Genomic DNA, 14,498 nt, shown 5'->3' with positions numbered 1-14,498 from the left:
CATCGCCTCCGGCACCCCGGTCGCGCTCGCCCGGGTGATCGCCGGGCCCGGCGGACTCGTCGGCGCCACCGTCGCCGTCACCGCCGCCACCCCCCACGGCGCCCTCTGCCCCCCCGCCGGGGCCCGCGCCGCGCGCCTCGGTGGGGCTCTCGGGGGTGCTGCGGGCCGCCCCGTGTTACTCGGTGCTACTCGGCACTACTCCGCGCGGAGCATCGCGTCGACCACGCGGGCGGAGGCCTTGCCGTCGTCCAGGTCGCAGTACGCCGTGCGGAACGCGGCGGCCTTGTCGGCGTACTCGGCCGCGACCTCGCCGACCCGGCCGAGCGCGTCGACCAGTTCCTCGGAGGTGGCCAGCAGCGGGCCGGGCGCCTCCGCCTCGAAGTTCAGGCTGAAGCCGCGCAGGTTGTCGCGGTAGTGCTCCAGGTCGTAGGTGAAGAACAGGATCGGCTTGCCGGTCGCGGCGAAGTCGAACACGCTGGCGGAGTAGTCGGTGATCAGCACGTCGGCGATCAGCAGCAGCTCCGCCATGTCGGGGTAGCTGCCGACGTCCCAGATGTAGCCGTTGCCGGCGCCCGGGATCTGACCGCACATCATGCTGTGCCGGCGCACCAGCAGCACCTGGTCGTCGCCGAGCGCGGCCTTGGCCGCCGCCAGGTCGAGCCGCAGGTCCAGCTGGTACCCGCCGTTCGGCCGGCGCCGGTCCTCGCGCCAGGTCGGCGCGTAGAGCACGACCTTCTTGCCCTCGGGCAGGCCGAGCCTTTCGCGCACCTGTTCGGCGGTCTTCTCCCGGTCGGCCGCGAAGAGCAGGTCGTTCTTCGGCGAACCGCTTTCGAGAATCTCACCCTTGTAATCGAACGCGCGTCGCAGGATCGGGGCCGACCAGCTGTTGCCGGCCGCCAGCAGACTCCAGCTCGGAACCTCCCGGGCGAGGCCCTTCAGGTAGTTCGCATCCGTGAACCAGACCTTCTCGAAATCGAGGCCGATCTGCTTCAGCGGGCTGCCGTGCCAGGTCTGCAGGACCACCTGGCCGGGGCGGCGGACGAAGAAGTCGGGCAGGTGGGTGCTGGTGACGATGTACTTGGCGGTGGCCAGCGCCTCGAACCACTCCGGGCTCCACAGCCGGATCGCGCTCGCCGACTGCGGCAGATCGGCCTGGAGGTCGTCACTGCCCCACAGGTGCTCCAGCGGCAGGCCGCGGCGGACCAGCTCCTCGTGGACCGCCCGCGGCGAGTCGGCGTACAGGCCGCCGAGGCCGACGTTGTACAGCACGGTGTCGCGCACCGGGTGCCGGCGGGCGTTCGGGTAGTCGACGAACCGCAGCTGGCGCAGCCGGTAGCCGCTGCGCTCCTCCGGCAGCAGCGCCGAGTGCGACTCCAGGGAGAGGCCGTCGTGGTGGCGGCGCTCCAGCACGATGCGCTTGCCCCGGGACTCCACCTCCAGCGGCATCGCGCCGAAGCAGTCCGGCGAGATCAGCGCGTACGAGCTCGGAAGCTCCTCGGCCACGGCGCCGACCGGACGGAAGAAGACGTTCCAGGTGCCCTGGGCGAGCGGCACCCGGCCGGCGAAGGAGGCCGTCGGCACGGCGGGCAGCGCGGTCCGGAACCGTCCGTCCGCGATCTCCACCGGGTAGACGTGCTCCTCCTCGCGCCAGTCGTGCCGGACCACCAGCTCCCAGCGGTGCGCGCCGGACAGCGGGAACGAACCGCTGAGCAGGAAGCCGTCCGCGCCGCGGGCGGAGACCTCGTCCACCACCGGCTGCAGCAGCTGGTCGGAGAACTGCAGGTACCCGCTGGGGGAGGGCTTGGAGTAGAGCGCCCGGCGCTGGTCGACCGGGGCGTCCGGGTTGAGCGGCAGGTGCAGCTGCGCCGGGGCGTTGCGGTCGTCCCAGGTCACCGGGACGGTGCTGCCGTCGGCCAGGACCAGCGCGGTGTCCCAGCGGTCACGGCCGCGCTCGGCGGCCACCGGGTCCAGCTCGGCCCAGGTCTCGCGGACGGCGGTCAGCTCGGCCACCGGGAAGGACACGCTGAACGGCTGCAGGCTGCCGACCGGCGCGCCCAGCTCCAGCGGGAAGGCCAGCTCGCGGTCGGACTCGACGTGGGTGAGCCGCAGCCGGGCCCCGGCGAAGCTGGAGCCGGAGCGGGCCGCGCCCGACACCTCGACCCGGCCGCCGTGCGAGGCCAGGCCGGTCACCCGGGCCTTGACCGTCTCCACCCGCAGGTAGACGGAGCCGTCCCGGACCCACGGCACGATCCGCACGTCCGGCTCGACCCAGTGCGCCGGGATGTACTGCGCGGTGTCGCTCCAGCCGGCCCAGACCCGGCCCTTGTAGACGCCGCCCTTGCCCGCGCCGGCCACCAGGACGCGCCAGTTGCCGTCCTTCCACTGGCCGCGGTGCTTGAGCTTCTTCGGGTCGACGCCGACGGTGAAGCCGGCCCAGTCGCAGCTGTACAGGTCGTGGTGGCAGCTGGCGGTGGCCTCGGGGCTGTACTGGGTCTTCATCGGCACCGCGATCACCCGGCGGCCCTTGGCCTCGCGCAGCACCAGGGTGCGGACCATGTCGTGCTTGCCGGCCGCGCCCAGCTGCTCCGGGTACGCGTGCCCGGTCAGCTGCAGCCGCCCGCCGACCCAGGCCGTCTCGTACAGCCGGCTGCGCATGACCAGCGAGTTGTCCAGCTTGAGCACGCCGGACGGCACGCTCTTGCGCCCGCCGCGCAGGAACGGGTAGTCGGCGTACGGGCGCAGCAGACCGCGGGCCTGGACGCCGCCGTTGCTCTCGCCCTCGTACTTGATCTGCTCGACGAACTCGTCGATCCGGCCCTGGAGGGTCAGGTGGTACTTGAGCCGCAGCGGCGCCCGCAGCTTGCGGACCTGCTCGGGGCCGATCGCCCGCAGCAGCCGGCTGACGCTCTTGATGTAGGCGTCCCGGTACTCCTTGTCGCCGTCCACGACGGACCAGAAGAACATCGGGATCTCCTCGACGAGGGTGTTCTCGTCGTAGGAGCGCAGGTACTGGGCGAAGCGCGGATCGGTCTGCTTGCGCAGCCAGCCGCGGACCAGCTCGACCGAGGTGACGCGGTCGATCAGGCCCTTGGGGTTGGTGCGCATCTGGGTGATCGACATCTCGCCGACCTCGCGCTCGCGCCAGTGGTAGATCGGCTCGCAGAGCACGTCCACGCTCTTGGCGAGGTAGTGGTGCGGCACGCTGACCGGCGCGTCCTCGTACAGGATGCCCTCGGGGTAGAGGATGCCGGCCGCGTCGAAGAAGGAGCGGCGGTACACCTTGTTCCACGCGGTGCGGTCGGTGACCAGCGCCGGGACCTCGGTGATGTGCGTCTTGAGCTTGGTCTCCCTGAACGGCTTCGAGTGCCCGCCGGACTGGTAGTAGCCCACCGCGCGGAACCGCAGCACGTTGCCGGTGGCGAAGTCCGAGCCGGTCTCGTCCAGGGTGTTGATCATCAGCTCGTACGCGCTCGGCGGCATCGAGTCGTCACTGTCGACGAAGCACAGGAACTCGGCGTCCGGGTCGATGTGCCGGATGCCGGTGTTGCGGGCCGCGCCGAGGCCCTTGTTCACCTGGCGGACCAGGCGGAACCGCGAGTCCTTGGCCGCGTACGCCTCGGCGAGGGCCGCGCTGTCGTCCTTCGAACCGTCGTCGACCATGACGCACTCGAAGTCCGTGAAGGTCTGGGCGGCGATCGAGTCGAGGCATTCGACCAGGTAACGCTCGACGTTGTAGATCGGAACGACGATGGAGAGGCGGGGAGCCATCGGCTACGCAGGCCTTTCTCGGGAAGGAGCGTGGCAGCCCGTTGAGGGCCTGACCGCACTTTGGATCGGTGCGTACGTGCGCACCGATCCTACCTCCGGGCCATGGGGCCCTTCGGGGCCACTACGCTGGGCCCGTGCCCCGCTTCAGCGTGATCGTCCCCGTGTACCAGGTTCAGGACTACCTCGCCGAGTGTCTCGACTCGGTGCTCGGCCAGGGCGGCCCCGACCTCGAACTGATCGCGGTGGACGACCGCTCCCCGGACGGCTGCGGCCCGATGCTCGACGAGGCAGCCGCCGCCGACCCGCGGATCCGGGTGCTGCACCTGCCCGAGAACGTCGGCCTCGGCCGGGCCCGCAACGCCGGCCTGGAGGCCGCCACCGGGGACTACGTGATCTTCCTCGACAGCGACGACACGCTCACCCCCCAGCTGCTCAAGAGCGTCGACGACCGGCTCGCCGCCACCGGCGACCCGGACGTCCTGGTCTACGACTACGCCCGCACCTACGCCGACGGCCGGATCACCCGGGCCGCCTCCGCCCACGTGTTCGGCGCCGCCTCCCCGGACGTCTTCGACCTCGCCGCCCGCCCCGACCTGCTCGACCTGCTCCAGGTGGTCTGGAACAAGGCCTACCGCCGCGACTTCGTCACCGCCCAGCAGCTGGTCTTCCCGGCCGGCTACTACGAGGACACCCCCTGGACGTACCCGGCGCTGCTCGCCGCCGCCCGGATCACCCTGCTCGACGAGGTCGGCGTGCACTACCGCCAGCGCCAGGAGGGCGGCAACATCCTGGCCACCGCCAGCCGCAAGCACTTCGACGTCTTCGCCCAGTACGACCTGGTCTTCGCCTTCCTGGACCGCCGCCCCGACCTCGACCACTGGCGCCCGGTCGTCTACGGCCGGATGCTGCACCACCTCAACACCGTCGTCTCCAAGCCCGGCCGGATCCCGCCCGGCGACCGCCGCGAGTACTTCCGCCGCGCCGCCGCCCACTGCGCCCGGCTCCGGCCGGCCGGCTACCGCCCGCCGCCCGGCGTGGACGGCGTGCGCACCGAACTGCTCAGCCACGGCCGCTACGGCGCCTACCAGGCCGTCCGCGCCCTCGCCCGGGCCCGCCGCCTGGTGAAACGCTAGAACCTGCGCCGAGCCTGACGGCCATTCGGAGGACGGACCGGTATAACCGGTCGGGTGGACTTCCTGACCCGCCTCCCGGTCGTCGGCCCGCTCGTCACGTGGGTGCTGCGCAGCCGCCCGTACCGGGTGTACGAGTACTTCTCCGCGGCCCGGGGCAACCGGCTGGCCGGTGCGGTCACCTTCTTCGGCTTCCTCGCCCTGTTCCCGCTGCTCACGGTGGGCCTGGCGATCGCCGTCTCGACGCTCAGCAGCAGCCAGGTGGCGGACCTGCAGAAGCACATCTCCGACCAGCTGCCGGGCATCTCGCAGGCGCTCAACCTGCCGTCCCTGGTGGCCAACGCGGGCGCCGTCGGACTGGTCAGCGGGGCGCTGCTGCTGGTCTCCGGCCTCGGCTGGGTGGACACCATGCGCACCTCGATCCGGGACGTCTGGCAGCTGCCCGACGACGACACCAACGTGGTGCTGCGCAAGGCCTGGGACTGCGCGGTGCTGGGCGGCCTCGGCGTGGTGTCGCTGATCTCGGTGGGCGCCTCCACCGCCGGGACGACGCTGGCCGGGCGGATCGCCGACTGGACCGGCCTGCGCAGCGGCTACCTGCTGACCGGGGTCGGCGTGCTCATCGCCATAGCGTGCGACACGCTGCTCTTCGCCTACCTGCTGGCGCCGTTCCCCGGGATCCGCGGCCAGCGCCGGCGCGACGTGCTGCAGGGCGCGCTGATCGGCGCGGTCGGCTTCGAGCTGCTGAAGGTCCTGCTCGCCTCCTACCTCGGCTCCGTCGCCGGGAAGAGCCTGTACGGCGCCTTCGGCGTGCCGGTGGCGCTGCTGCTGTGGATCAACTTCGTCTCCCGGCTGCTGATGTACTGCGTGGCCTGGACGGCGATGGCCGATCCGGTGGCCGCCCGGGAGCGCACCCGGGAGCACGCCCGGGCGCTGCTGGCGGCGGCCGACGAGGCGCAGGCGGCCGCGGACACGACGGCGGCCCGGCCCCGGGAGGAACCCTGAGGCCGGGCCGTCCGTCCGGCCGTCACCAGCCGGCCGCTCCGCGGCGTCCGCGCCGTAGGACCAGCACCCCGTAGCCGGCCGCGGCCGTCACCAGCACGACGGCCAGCCAGCCGCCGAGGCCGAGCCCGTCGTCCTCGGCGGCGGCGGGGGTGGCAGTGGGGGTGGTGCCGGGCCGGGTGGCGGGGGTGGAGTCCGGCGGGGGCGCGCCGGCGGTGCCGCCGGCCTGGCCGCTCGGCTCGCCGTCCGGCGGGAGTTCGTCGACCAGCTTGCCGACCGGCTGCACCTTTCCGGCCGCCGCGAAGCCCCAGTCCAGCAGGGCCGCGGTCTCGTCGTAGACCTTCTGGTAGCTGTCCGGGTGCATCACGGTCACCAGCAGGGTGCGGCCGTTGCGTTCGGCGGCGCCGACGAAGGTCGAGCCGGCGTTGGTGGTGAAACCGTTCTTCACGCCGATCAGGCCGGGGTACTTGCCCAGCAGGCGGTCCGTGTTGGCGATCCCGAAACTGCCGCGCTGGCCGGTGTTCTTGTCCACCGCGCCCGGGAACATCGCCTGCCGGGTGGCGCAGTACATCCGGAAGTCGGGGTTGCGCAGGCCGGCCCGGGCGAACAGCGACAGGTCGTAGGCCGAGGAGAGCTGCCCGTCCATGTCGTAGCCGTCCGGGGAGATCACCCGGGTGTCCCGGGCCTGGAGGGCGTCGGCGCGGGACTGCATCTCGACGACGGTCTGCTCGACGCCGCCGTTCATGTGCGCCAGGACGTGCACGGCGTCGTTGCCCGAGCTCAGGAACACCCCGCGCCACAGGTCCTCGACCCGGTATTCCAGGTTCTCCTTGATGCCGACCAGGCTGCTGCCCTCACCGAGCCCGAGGATCTCCTCGTCGGCGACCTTGTGCACCGTGCTGCGGTCGAACTTGGGCAGCACGGTGTCGGCGAAGAGGATCTTCAGGGTGCTGGCCGGGGCGAGCCGCAGATGCGGGTTGCTGGCCGCCAGCACGTCGCCCGACGTGGCGTCGGAGACTATCCAGGACTCGCCGGTGAGGTCCCTCGGCAGGGCCGGGGCTCCGGCCAGCGGCGAGACCTGGACGCCGGAGCGCCCGAGCCGCTCGCCGCCGACCGCGGAAGCGGCCGGGGGCGGCTCCTGCGGGGCGGCGACCGCCCCCGGGGCGGCTAACAGGGCCGGGAGGACCGCGGCGGTCGTGACGAACAGATGCGCGAATTTCTGACGACGTGTGGACACGCGCAGACCGTACCCACTTCGGGGCATCCGCTGTGCGCCACACCGGGCCGGTCCTCCGTACGAGGGGCCCGCCCTACGCCGATCGGCGGTCCGCGCATACTGGGGGACGCACCCCGCCTCCCCACCCCCGACGAGGACCCCCATGAAGCTCAGCCGCCGCACCTCCTGGTTCCTGACCGCCTTCGGCGTCTGGTCGATCATCATCTGGACCACCTTCGTCAAGAACCTCTGGAAGGACTCCGGCGGCCAGGCCTTCACCAACGGCGACCACTCCCAGCCCACCGCCTTCTTCTGGATCCACCTCCTCCTCGCCGTCACCTCCTTCCTCCTCGGCATCGCCGTCGGCGCCATCGGCCTGCGCGGCCTCCGCGCCACCCGCCGCACCCCGGCCACCGACTGAATCTCCGTTGCCGCTGTCGGTCCCCACTGGAAAGATCCTCACCGCTCGTACACGTAACGAGATCTCTCGATCAAAGGGGTGGGGTACCTCCATGACACTTCGGCATGCCCGCAGACTCGGCGGGGTGACGGCGGCCGCGATCGCGGCCGGCCTGCTCACCGCGCCCGGCGCCTTCGCCGCCGACACCGCGCCGGCCGTCCTCGGCACCAGCCAGGGCAGCGAGTACCGCGCCGACGCCTGCGACTCGACCACCGACCCGAGCTGGGTCGGACGGACCACGAACGGCCCGACGCTCAACGCCAAGGTCACCGGCACCGGTGCCCGGTTCGGCGTCTGGGACGAGACCACGGGCGCCCAGGCCCCGGTGTTCACCGGCGAGGCCCAGGCGTACGGCCAGCAGGCCAAGGTCGCCGTCCCCGGCCTGGTGGACGGGCACGGCTACGCATGGCACGCCTGGGCCGTGCAGGACCAGCAGGCCTCCGCCCCGTCGGCGGACTGCCACTTCCGCGTGGACACCACGAGCCCGACCGCCACGGTCTCCTCGCCCGACTTCCCGGCGAGCGGCACCGCCACCAAGTACGCGGGCCAGAAGGGGACCTTCGTCCTCACGACCGCCGACCCGGCCCCGGCCGGCGGGCAGGCCTCCGGTGTCGCCTGCGTCCGGTACGGCTTCGACTACCTCGGTGTCGGCGGCTGCGACTCGTCCGATGCCGTCAAGCCGGGCGCCGACGGCACGGTGACGGTCGACCTCAAGGTCCTGAACTGGGGCACCAACATCCTCAACGTCCAGGTGATGGACAAGGCCGGCAACGTCGGCGGGGCGTCCTACACCTTCTACGCCCCGTCGAACCCGAACCCGCCGCAGGCCCTCGGCGACATCGACGGCGACGGCGTTCCGGACATCCTGCTTCCGGACTCCGCAGGCAACCTCCAGATCATCAGCGCCGGCTCGGCGAGCACCACCCCGACCGCGACGATCCCGGCCAACCGGTCGCCCAACCGGAATTCCTGGACCAACGTCCAGGTCATGCACCGGGGCTGGGACGACTCCCACGCGCCGATGGACGACCTGCTGATGCACGAGGGCGGATCCGGGGCACTGTACTTCTCCAGCAACCATGACTACGGCTCCTTCACCGGAGGCCGGCTCTCGGTCTCCCGGCCGAGGGCGTGCCAGAACGCCTCCGGTAAGGCGACCGCCTGCCCCGGGGGCTACGCAACCGACTGGCACAAGGCCGATCAGCTGGCCCTGATCGGTTCCTTGGACGACTCGACGGTCTCCTCACTGGTGACCATCGAGGAGGGCAACCTCTGGCTGTTCGCAGACCCCGGCTTCTCGTACGGTCTGGGGAGCGCCCGTCAGCTCACCACCACCGGCGACTGGGCCGGCTACGACCTGATCGCCCCCGGCCCGGACGCCGCCGGCAACCTCGCCCTGTGGGCGCGCGACCGGGCGACCGGTGACCTGCACGCCTACCCGGTCCCGAAGAAGGCCGACGGCACCTTCGACTTCTCCGCGCTCGCGGACCCGAAGGCGAACGTGGTCGCCACCGGCTTCACCACTGCCGCCTACCCGACCCTCGGCAGCTCGGGCGACGGTGACGGGGACGGCACGCCGGACCTGTGGGCCGTGACCGCCGACCGGCACCTGGTGACCTTCAGCGGCTGGTCCGCCCCGAAGGACCTCGGCGTGCTGCGCTGAGCCCATGGCGAAGGCCCCCGTCCGATCATCCGATCGGACGGGGGCCTTCGCCGTGTCAGGCGGAGATCAGAAGCGGCGGGTGACCAGCGCCCGCTTCACTTCCTGGATCGCCTTGGTGACCTCGATGCCACGCGGGCAGGCCTCGGAGCAGTTGAAGGTGGTGCGGCAGCGCCACACGCCCTCACGGTCGTTGAGGATCTCCAGGCGCTGCTCGGCGCCCTCGTCGCGCGAGTCGAAGATGAAGCGGTGCGCGTTCACGATCGCGGCCGGGCCGAAGTACTGGCCGTCGTTCCAGAACACCGGGCAGGACGACGTGCACGCGGCGCACAGGATGCACTTGGTGGTGTCGTCGAAGCGCTCGCGGTCCTCGGCGGACTGCAGGCGCTCGCGGGTCGGGTCGTTCCCCTTGGTGATGAGGAACGGCATGACGTCCTTGTACGCCTGGAAGAACGGGTCCATGTCCACGACCAGGTCCTTGAGGACCGTGAGGCCCTTTATGGCCTCGATCGTGATCGGCTTCTCCGGGTCGACGTCCTTGATCAGGGTCTTGCACGCCAGCCGGTTGCGGCCGTTGATCCGCATGGCGTCGGAGCCGCAGATGCCGTGCGCGCAGGAACGGCGGTAGGTGAGGGTGCCGTCCTGCTCCCACTTGATCTTGTTGAGCGCGTCCAGGACGCGCTCCTTCGGGTCGAGCGTCAGCTGGTAGTCGACCCACACCGGGTCCGGGTGCTCCTCCGGGTTGAACCGGCGGATCCGGAAGGTGACGGTGATCAGCTCGACGCCGCCCGCCTCGACCGCGTCCAGAGCGGCCGAGTGCTTCTCCACGGTAGGAGTGCTCATCAGTACTTACGCTCCATCGGCTGGTAGCGGGTCGTGACGACCGGCTTGTAGTCGAGGCGGATGGAGGTGCTGCCGTCGGCGGCCACCTCCTGGTACGCCATGGTGTGCTGCATGAACTTCACGTCGTCACGGGTCGGGAAGTCCTCGCGGTAGTGGCCGCCGCGCGACTCCTCGCGGGCCAGCGCGGAGACGGCCAGCACCTCGGCCAGGTCGAGCAGGTTGCCCAGCTCGACGGCCTCCAGCAGGTCCGTGTTGTACCGGAAGCCCTTGTCCTGGATCGAGACGTTCTTGTAGCGCTCCTTCAGCGCGGCGATGTCCTCGACCGCCTGCTTCAGGGTGGCGCCGGTGCGGTACACCATCGCGTTGGCGTCCATGGTCTCCTGCAGCTCCTTGCGGATCTGCGCCACGGACTCGGTGCCGGCGGCCTCGCGCAGGCCGTCGACCAGGGCCTGGACCTTCTCGGCCGGGTTCTCGGGCAGCTCGACGAACTCGTGCACGTTGGCGTAGTCGGCGGCGGCGATGCCCGCGCGACGGCCGAACACGTTGATGTCCAGCAGCGAGTTGGTGCCCAGGCGGTTGGCGCCGTGCACGGACACGCAGGCGACCTCGCCGGCCGCGTACAGGCCCGGGACGACGTCGGTGTTGTTGCGCAGCACCTCACCCTCGACGTTGGTCGGGATGCCGCCCATGGCGTAGTGCGCGGTGGGCTGGATCGGGATCGGGTCCGTGTAGGGCTCGATGCCGAGGTAGGTGCGGGCGAACTCGGTGATGTCCGGGAGCTTGGCGTCCAGCTGCTCCGGCGGCAGGTGGGTCAGGTCCAGGTAGACGTGGTCGCCGTCCGGACCGCAGCCGCGGCCTTCGCGGATCTCGGTGTAGATCGCGCGGGAGCAGACGTCACGGGACGCGAGGTCCTTCATGACGGGGGCGTAGCGCTCCATGAAGCGCTCGCCGTCCTTGTTGCGCAGGATGCCGCCCTCGCCGCGGGCGCCCTCGGTGAGCAGGATGCCCATGCGCCAGATGCCGGTCGGGTGGAACTGGAAGAACTCCATGTCCTCCAGCGGCAGGCCGCGGCGGTACACCAGGGCCTGGCCGTCACCGGTGAGGGTGTGGGCGTTGGAGGAGACCTTGAAGAACTTGCCGGTGCCGCCGGAGGCGAACACGACGGACTTGGCCTGGAAGACGTGGATCTCGCCGGTGGCCAGCTCGTAGGCGACGACGCCGGCCGTCTTGCCCTCGTTGATCAGCAGGTCGAGGACGTAGAACTCGTTGAAGAACTCGACGCCGTGCTTGACGCAGTTCTGGAACAGCGTCTGGAGGATCATGTGACCGGTGCGGTCGGCCGCGTAGCAGGAGCGGCGGACGGGGGCCTCACCGTGGTTGCGGGAGTGCCCGCCGAAGCGGCGCTGGTCGATCCGGCCCTGCTCGGTGCGGGAGAAGGGCAGGCCCATCTTCTCCAGGTCGAGGACGGCGTCGATGGCCTCCTTGCACATGATCTCGGCGGCGTCCTGGTCGACCAGGTAGTCACCACCCTTGACCGTGTCGAAGGTGTGCCACTCCCAGTTGTCCTCCTCGACGTTGGCGAGGGCGGCGCACATGCCGCCCTGGGCCGCGCCGGTGTGGGACCGGGTGGGGTAGAGCTTGGTCAGGACGGCGGTGCGGGTGCGCTGCGTCGACTCGATGGCCGCGCGCATGCCGGCGCCGCCGGCGCCGACGATGACGGTGTCGTACTGGTGAATCTGCATGGGGGTTCTAACTCGCCTCTGGCCTCTGCCGATTGCCGATTAGATGCTTTGTCGTCAGATGTTGGGGTCGAAGGTGAAGATCACCAGGGTGCCGAGCAGCACGGTGAAGACCGTGGCGGTACCCATGAGCCCCTTCAGCCAGAGCCGGGTCGAGTCCTTCTCGGCGTAGTCGTTGATGACCTGCCGCATGCCGTTGGCGCCGTGGAGCATGGCGAGCCAGAGCATCGTGAGGTCCCAGACCTGCCAGAACGGCGAGGCCCAGCGGCCGGCCACGAAGGCGAAGCCGATCTTGGAGACGCCGCCGTCGAGCACCAGCATGATGAGCAGGTGCCCGAGGATCAGGACCACGAGGACGATGCCGGACAGGCGCATGAAGAGCCAGGCCAGCATCTCGAAGTTGGTGCGGGTGCGGCGCGGGGTCTTCGGGGTCCGCTTGCGCGGCGGCTCGATGACGAACGCGTCCGCCGGGTTGCCGGTGCCGAGGCCCTTGCCGGTGTGCGCGTGCGCGGAGGGGACGACCAGCGCGTCGGAGTATTCCGTGGACATGTGTCAGCTCACTTCCCGAACCAGGAGATCAGCGTGTGCTGCAGGATCCCGTAGAAGGAGCCGGCCATCAGCACGACCCAGACCGCCACGACGGTCCAGAGCATCTGCTTCTGGTACTTCGGGCCCTTGGACCAGAAGTCCACGGCGACGACCCGCAGGCCGTTGAGGGCGTGGAACAGGATGGCGGCCACCAGGCCGTACTCCATCAGGTTCACGAGAGGAGTCTTGTACGTCTGAATGACGGTGTCGTACGCCTCGGGCGACACTCGCACCAGAGCGGTGTCCAGGACATGGGCGAACAGGAAGAAAAAGATGAGGACGCCGGTGACTCGATGAGCCACCCAGCTCCACATGCCTTCCCGGCCGCGGTACAGCGTTCCAGCCGGCACGGAAAAACCCTCCGGAAGCGATTGGGGGCTCGGCCGGCTTCGGTGTCGGTCAGCCCGGCCAGGTACGGTCCACCGGCCGCCAGCATCCTATCGACGCTGCGTCGGGAACCGCCTCCGGGGGTCTCAGGTGTGATCAATCAGGCACGACTGGCCTAGCCGGACGGGAACCGGCGGCGCTTTGGTCGCTCTGGGTGACGGCTCGACTGCGTTACGGTGGCGGCCCGCTCCGCCGCCGACACCCTGCCAGGCCCCCGTGCCGCTTCGCCCCGTCCGACCGTCCGCCGCCGCCCTCGCGGCCCTGCTGCTGCTCGCCACGGGCTGCACCACGGTCGGCGGCTCCTCCGCGGACCGGGCCGGGCCCGGCCGCGAGCTGTCCGCGGCCGAGCTGCGGGCGGCCGCGGTGGCCGGTGCCGACCTCGGGGCGGGCTACACGGTGACGGTGATGACGCCCGGCCACGGCGACACCGGGGCGGGCGCGGGGCGGGAGGTCGCGGACGTCCCGGCCTGCCAGCCGCTGCTGGACGCGGTGACCCCGGCCGCCTCGGCCGCCCCGACCGGCGCCGGCACCGCCTCGGCCCCGCCGGCCCCGGGCTACCCGTACGCGGAGACCGACCTGAGCGTGGCCCGGACCGCCGACCCCAGGGGCGGTGTGTACGGCGGCCTGCTCGGCTACCGGACGGGGCGGGCGGCCGCGCTCCAGACGGAGCTGGAGAAGCTGTTCGGCCCGTGTGCCGCGTTCACCTCGACGGCCCCGGCGCCGCCGGCCGAGAAGCCGGGGAAGAAGGCGCCGATCCGGACCAGGCACCGGCTGAACCGTGAGGACACGCCCACCCCCGGGGGAGCGGACGCCGCGCTCGGATTCACCCTGACGAATGAATCGGGGAGCGCGGTGCTCTCGCAGCGTGCGGTGCTGGCCCGGATCGGGCCGGCGCTCGCGGTGTTCACCACCTTCGGGGTCGCCGCCGAGCCGGCCGCCGCGCCGGACGAGGTGATCGTCCGGCAGCAGGTGGCCAAGCTGCGGGCCGCCCAGGCGAAGAAGAAGTAGCGGGCGGAGAAGTAGCGGGCGGGGAGGGAGTGGGCGGGATGGAGGAGCAGGCGGCGGCTCAGCGCGCCCCGGCCTCCGAATGGGTGGCGACCAGGTGCTCCAGTCGGGTGAGGGCGATCCGGCGGAGCTCGTCCGCCGCGACCAGCCGCTCCTCGTCCGGGTCGTTGGCCAGCCGGGTGCGGATCGAGGAGAGCACGGTGTCGAGCATCTCCTCCGGGGCCACGCCCTCCAGGCAGACCACGAAGACGTGGCCGAACCTGGCCTCGTACGCGGCGTGGGCGGCCCGCAGCGCGGTGTGCGCGGCCTGGCTGCCCGGTGCCCGCATGCCGAGCAGCGGTTGCGGCATCCAGCTCTCGTCGGCGAGCGCCTCGGCCAGGTCGGCCGGGCGGAGGTCGTAGGAGGCCTCGCTGGCGGCGGCCAGCAGGGACTCTATGTCGGGGTAGGGCCGGTGCGCGGTGAGCCGCAGGGCCCAGCGGTGGCTGCCGCAGCAGGCCAGGAGGGCCTCCTCGGCGGCGCCGGCATCGGCTTCGTTGAAGCGGTGCAGCCCGAGGAGGGTCGGCTCGGAGCTTGGATCGAGCCGCTGTGGCGGGATGTCGCTGGCCAGCGGGTCCTCCTCGTGAGGGCGGGAAGGTGCCGGTGAAGTGGGGTGGGGTGGAGCAGCTGAAGTATGGGGGCTGCGGGCGGCGTCACGGCGCCG

At 71.3% G+C, this 14,498-nt stretch carries 12 protein-coding genes; 5 read left to right on the top strand and 7 right to left on the bottom strand.

All coding sequences use genetic code 11. The annotated features are described in order from the left end of the window. Positions 1-195: 195 nt before the first annotated feature. A complete protein-coding gene (locus ACFWPT_RS36375) occupies positions 196-3,768 on the bottom strand; it encodes a CDP-glycerol glycerophosphotransferase family protein (protein WP_380487057.1) in 3,573 nt (1,190 codons plus the stop codon). A 134-nt stretch (positions 3,769-3,902) separates the two neighbouring features. On the opposite strand from ACFWPT_RS36375, the gene ACFWPT_RS36370 reads away from it, so the two are divergent. Next, positions 3,903-4,901: a glycosyltransferase family 2 protein gene (locus ACFWPT_RS36370; protein WP_380370201.1), complete on the top strand. Its 999-nt coding sequence runs from the start codon at positions 3,903-3,905 to the stop codon at positions 4,899-4,901. Between the two features lie 54 nt (positions 4,902-4,955). Further along, positions 4,956-5,903, top strand: coding sequence for a YihY/virulence factor BrkB family protein (locus ACFWPT_RS36365; protein WP_380370204.1), 948 nt, complete (start codon positions 4,956-4,958; stop codon positions 5,901-5,903). A gap of 22 nt (positions 5,904-5,925) precedes the next feature. Here the strand turns inward: ACFWPT_RS36365 and ACFWPT_RS36360 are convergent, their stop codons facing one another. After that, a complete protein-coding gene (locus tag ACFWPT_RS36360) occupies positions 5,926-7,137 on the bottom strand; it encodes a D-alanyl-D-alanine carboxypeptidase family protein (RefSeq protein ID WP_380487054.1) in 1,212 nt (403 codons plus the stop codon). 142 nt (positions 7,138-7,279) lie between these two features. On the opposite strand from ACFWPT_RS36360, the gene ACFWPT_RS36355 reads away from it, so the two are divergent. Both ACFWPT_RS36355 and ACFWPT_RS36350 read left to right on the top strand, forming a co-directional pair. Then, positions 7,280-7,537 (top strand): SCO4848 family membrane protein, encoded by a 258-nt coding sequence (locus tag ACFWPT_RS36355; protein ID WP_063349038.1) that lies wholly within the window; start codon positions 7,280-7,282, stop codon positions 7,535-7,537. A gap of 91 nt (positions 7,538-7,628) precedes the next feature. Then, on the top strand, positions 7,629-9,239 hold the full coding sequence (locus ACFWPT_RS36350; protein ID WP_380487052.1) for a hypothetical protein: 1,611 nt from the start codon (positions 7,629-7,631) through the stop codon (positions 9,237-9,239). A gap of 66 nt (positions 9,240-9,305) precedes the next feature. Here the strand turns inward: ACFWPT_RS36350 and ACFWPT_RS36345 are convergent, their stop codons facing one another. The 4 genes from ACFWPT_RS36345 to sdhC are packed head-to-tail and all read right to left on the bottom strand — an operon-like array spanning position 9,306 to position 12,756. Beyond that, positions 9,306-10,079 carry a succinate dehydrogenase iron-sulfur subunit gene (locus ACFWPT_RS36345; RefSeq protein WP_063349040.1) on the bottom strand — a complete coding sequence of 258 codons (774 nt, stop codon included), beginning with the start codon at positions 10,077-10,079 and terminating at the stop codon, positions 9,306-9,308. Next, positions 10,079-11,821, bottom strand: a complete 1,743-nt coding sequence (gene sdhA / locus ACFWPT_RS36340; RefSeq protein WP_063349041.1) for a succinate dehydrogenase flavoprotein subunit — start codon at positions 11,819-11,821, stop codon at positions 10,079-10,081. Before sdhA ends, ACFWPT_RS36345 begins: the two co-directional genes overlap by 1 nt. Before the next feature lie 54 nt (positions 11,822-11,875). Further along, on the bottom strand, positions 11,876-12,367 hold the full coding sequence (locus ACFWPT_RS36335; RefSeq protein ID WP_063349042.1) for a succinate dehydrogenase hydrophobic membrane anchor subunit: 492 nt from the start codon (positions 12,365-12,367) through the stop codon (positions 11,876-11,878). Positions 12,368-12,375: 8 nt separating this feature from the next. Then, positions 12,376-12,756, bottom strand: coding sequence for a succinate dehydrogenase, cytochrome b556 subunit (gene sdhC, locus ACFWPT_RS36330; RefSeq protein WP_063349043.1), 381 nt, complete (start codon positions 12,754-12,756; stop codon positions 12,376-12,378). Between the two features lie 253 nt (positions 12,757-13,009). On the opposite strand from sdhC, the gene ACFWPT_RS36325 reads away from it, so the two are divergent. Next, positions 13,010-13,801 (top strand): hypothetical protein, encoded by a 792-nt coding sequence (locus tag ACFWPT_RS36325; RefSeq protein WP_380487050.1) that lies wholly within the window; start codon positions 13,010-13,012, stop codon positions 13,799-13,801. A 58-nt stretch (positions 13,802-13,859) separates the two neighbouring features. Here the strand turns inward: ACFWPT_RS36325 and ACFWPT_RS36320 are convergent, their stop codons facing one another. Then, entirely contained in the window at positions 13,860-14,405 is a 546-nt protein-coding gene (locus ACFWPT_RS36320) for a 2-oxo-4-hydroxy-4-carboxy-5-ureidoimidazoline decarboxylase (protein ID WP_380487059.1), read from the bottom strand. Between the last annotated feature and the right edge of the window lie 93 nt (positions 14,406-14,498).

The sequence above is a fragment of the Kitasatospora sp. NPDC058478 genome, assembly GCF_042720345.1.
Taxonomy (GTDB): domain Bacteria; phylum Actinomycetota; class Actinomycetes; order Streptomycetales; family Streptomycetaceae; genus Kitasatospora.
Note: the sequence above shows the minus strand (reverse complement) of the source record. Positions and strands in the feature narration are given on the sequence as shown.

Excerpts from the sequence above, each read along its gene's own strand:
- ACFWPT_RS36375 (WP_380487057.1), bottom strand. The coding sequence starts at position 3,768 with ATGGCTCCCCGCCTCTCCATCGTCGTTCCGATCTACAACGTCGAGCGT.
- ACFWPT_RS36355 (WP_063349038.1), top strand. The coding sequence starts at position 7,280 with ATGAAGCTCAGCCGCCGCACCTCCTGGTTCCTGACCGCCTTCGGCGTC.
- ACFWPT_RS36350 (WP_380487052.1), top strand. The coding sequence starts at position 7,629 with ATGACACTTCGGCATGCCCGCAGACTCGGCGGGGTGACGGCGGCCGCG.
- ACFWPT_RS36345 (WP_063349040.1), bottom strand. The coding sequence starts at position 10,079 with ATGAGCACTCCTACCGTGGAGAAGCACTCGGCCGCTCTGGACGCGGTC.
- sdhA (WP_063349041.1), bottom strand. The coding sequence starts at position 11,821 with ATGCAGATTCACCAGTACGACACCGTCATCGTCGGCGCCGGCGGCGCC.
- ACFWPT_RS36335 (WP_063349042.1), bottom strand. The coding sequence starts at position 12,367 with ATGTCCACGGAATACTCCGACGCGCTGGTCGTCCCCTCCGCGCACGCG.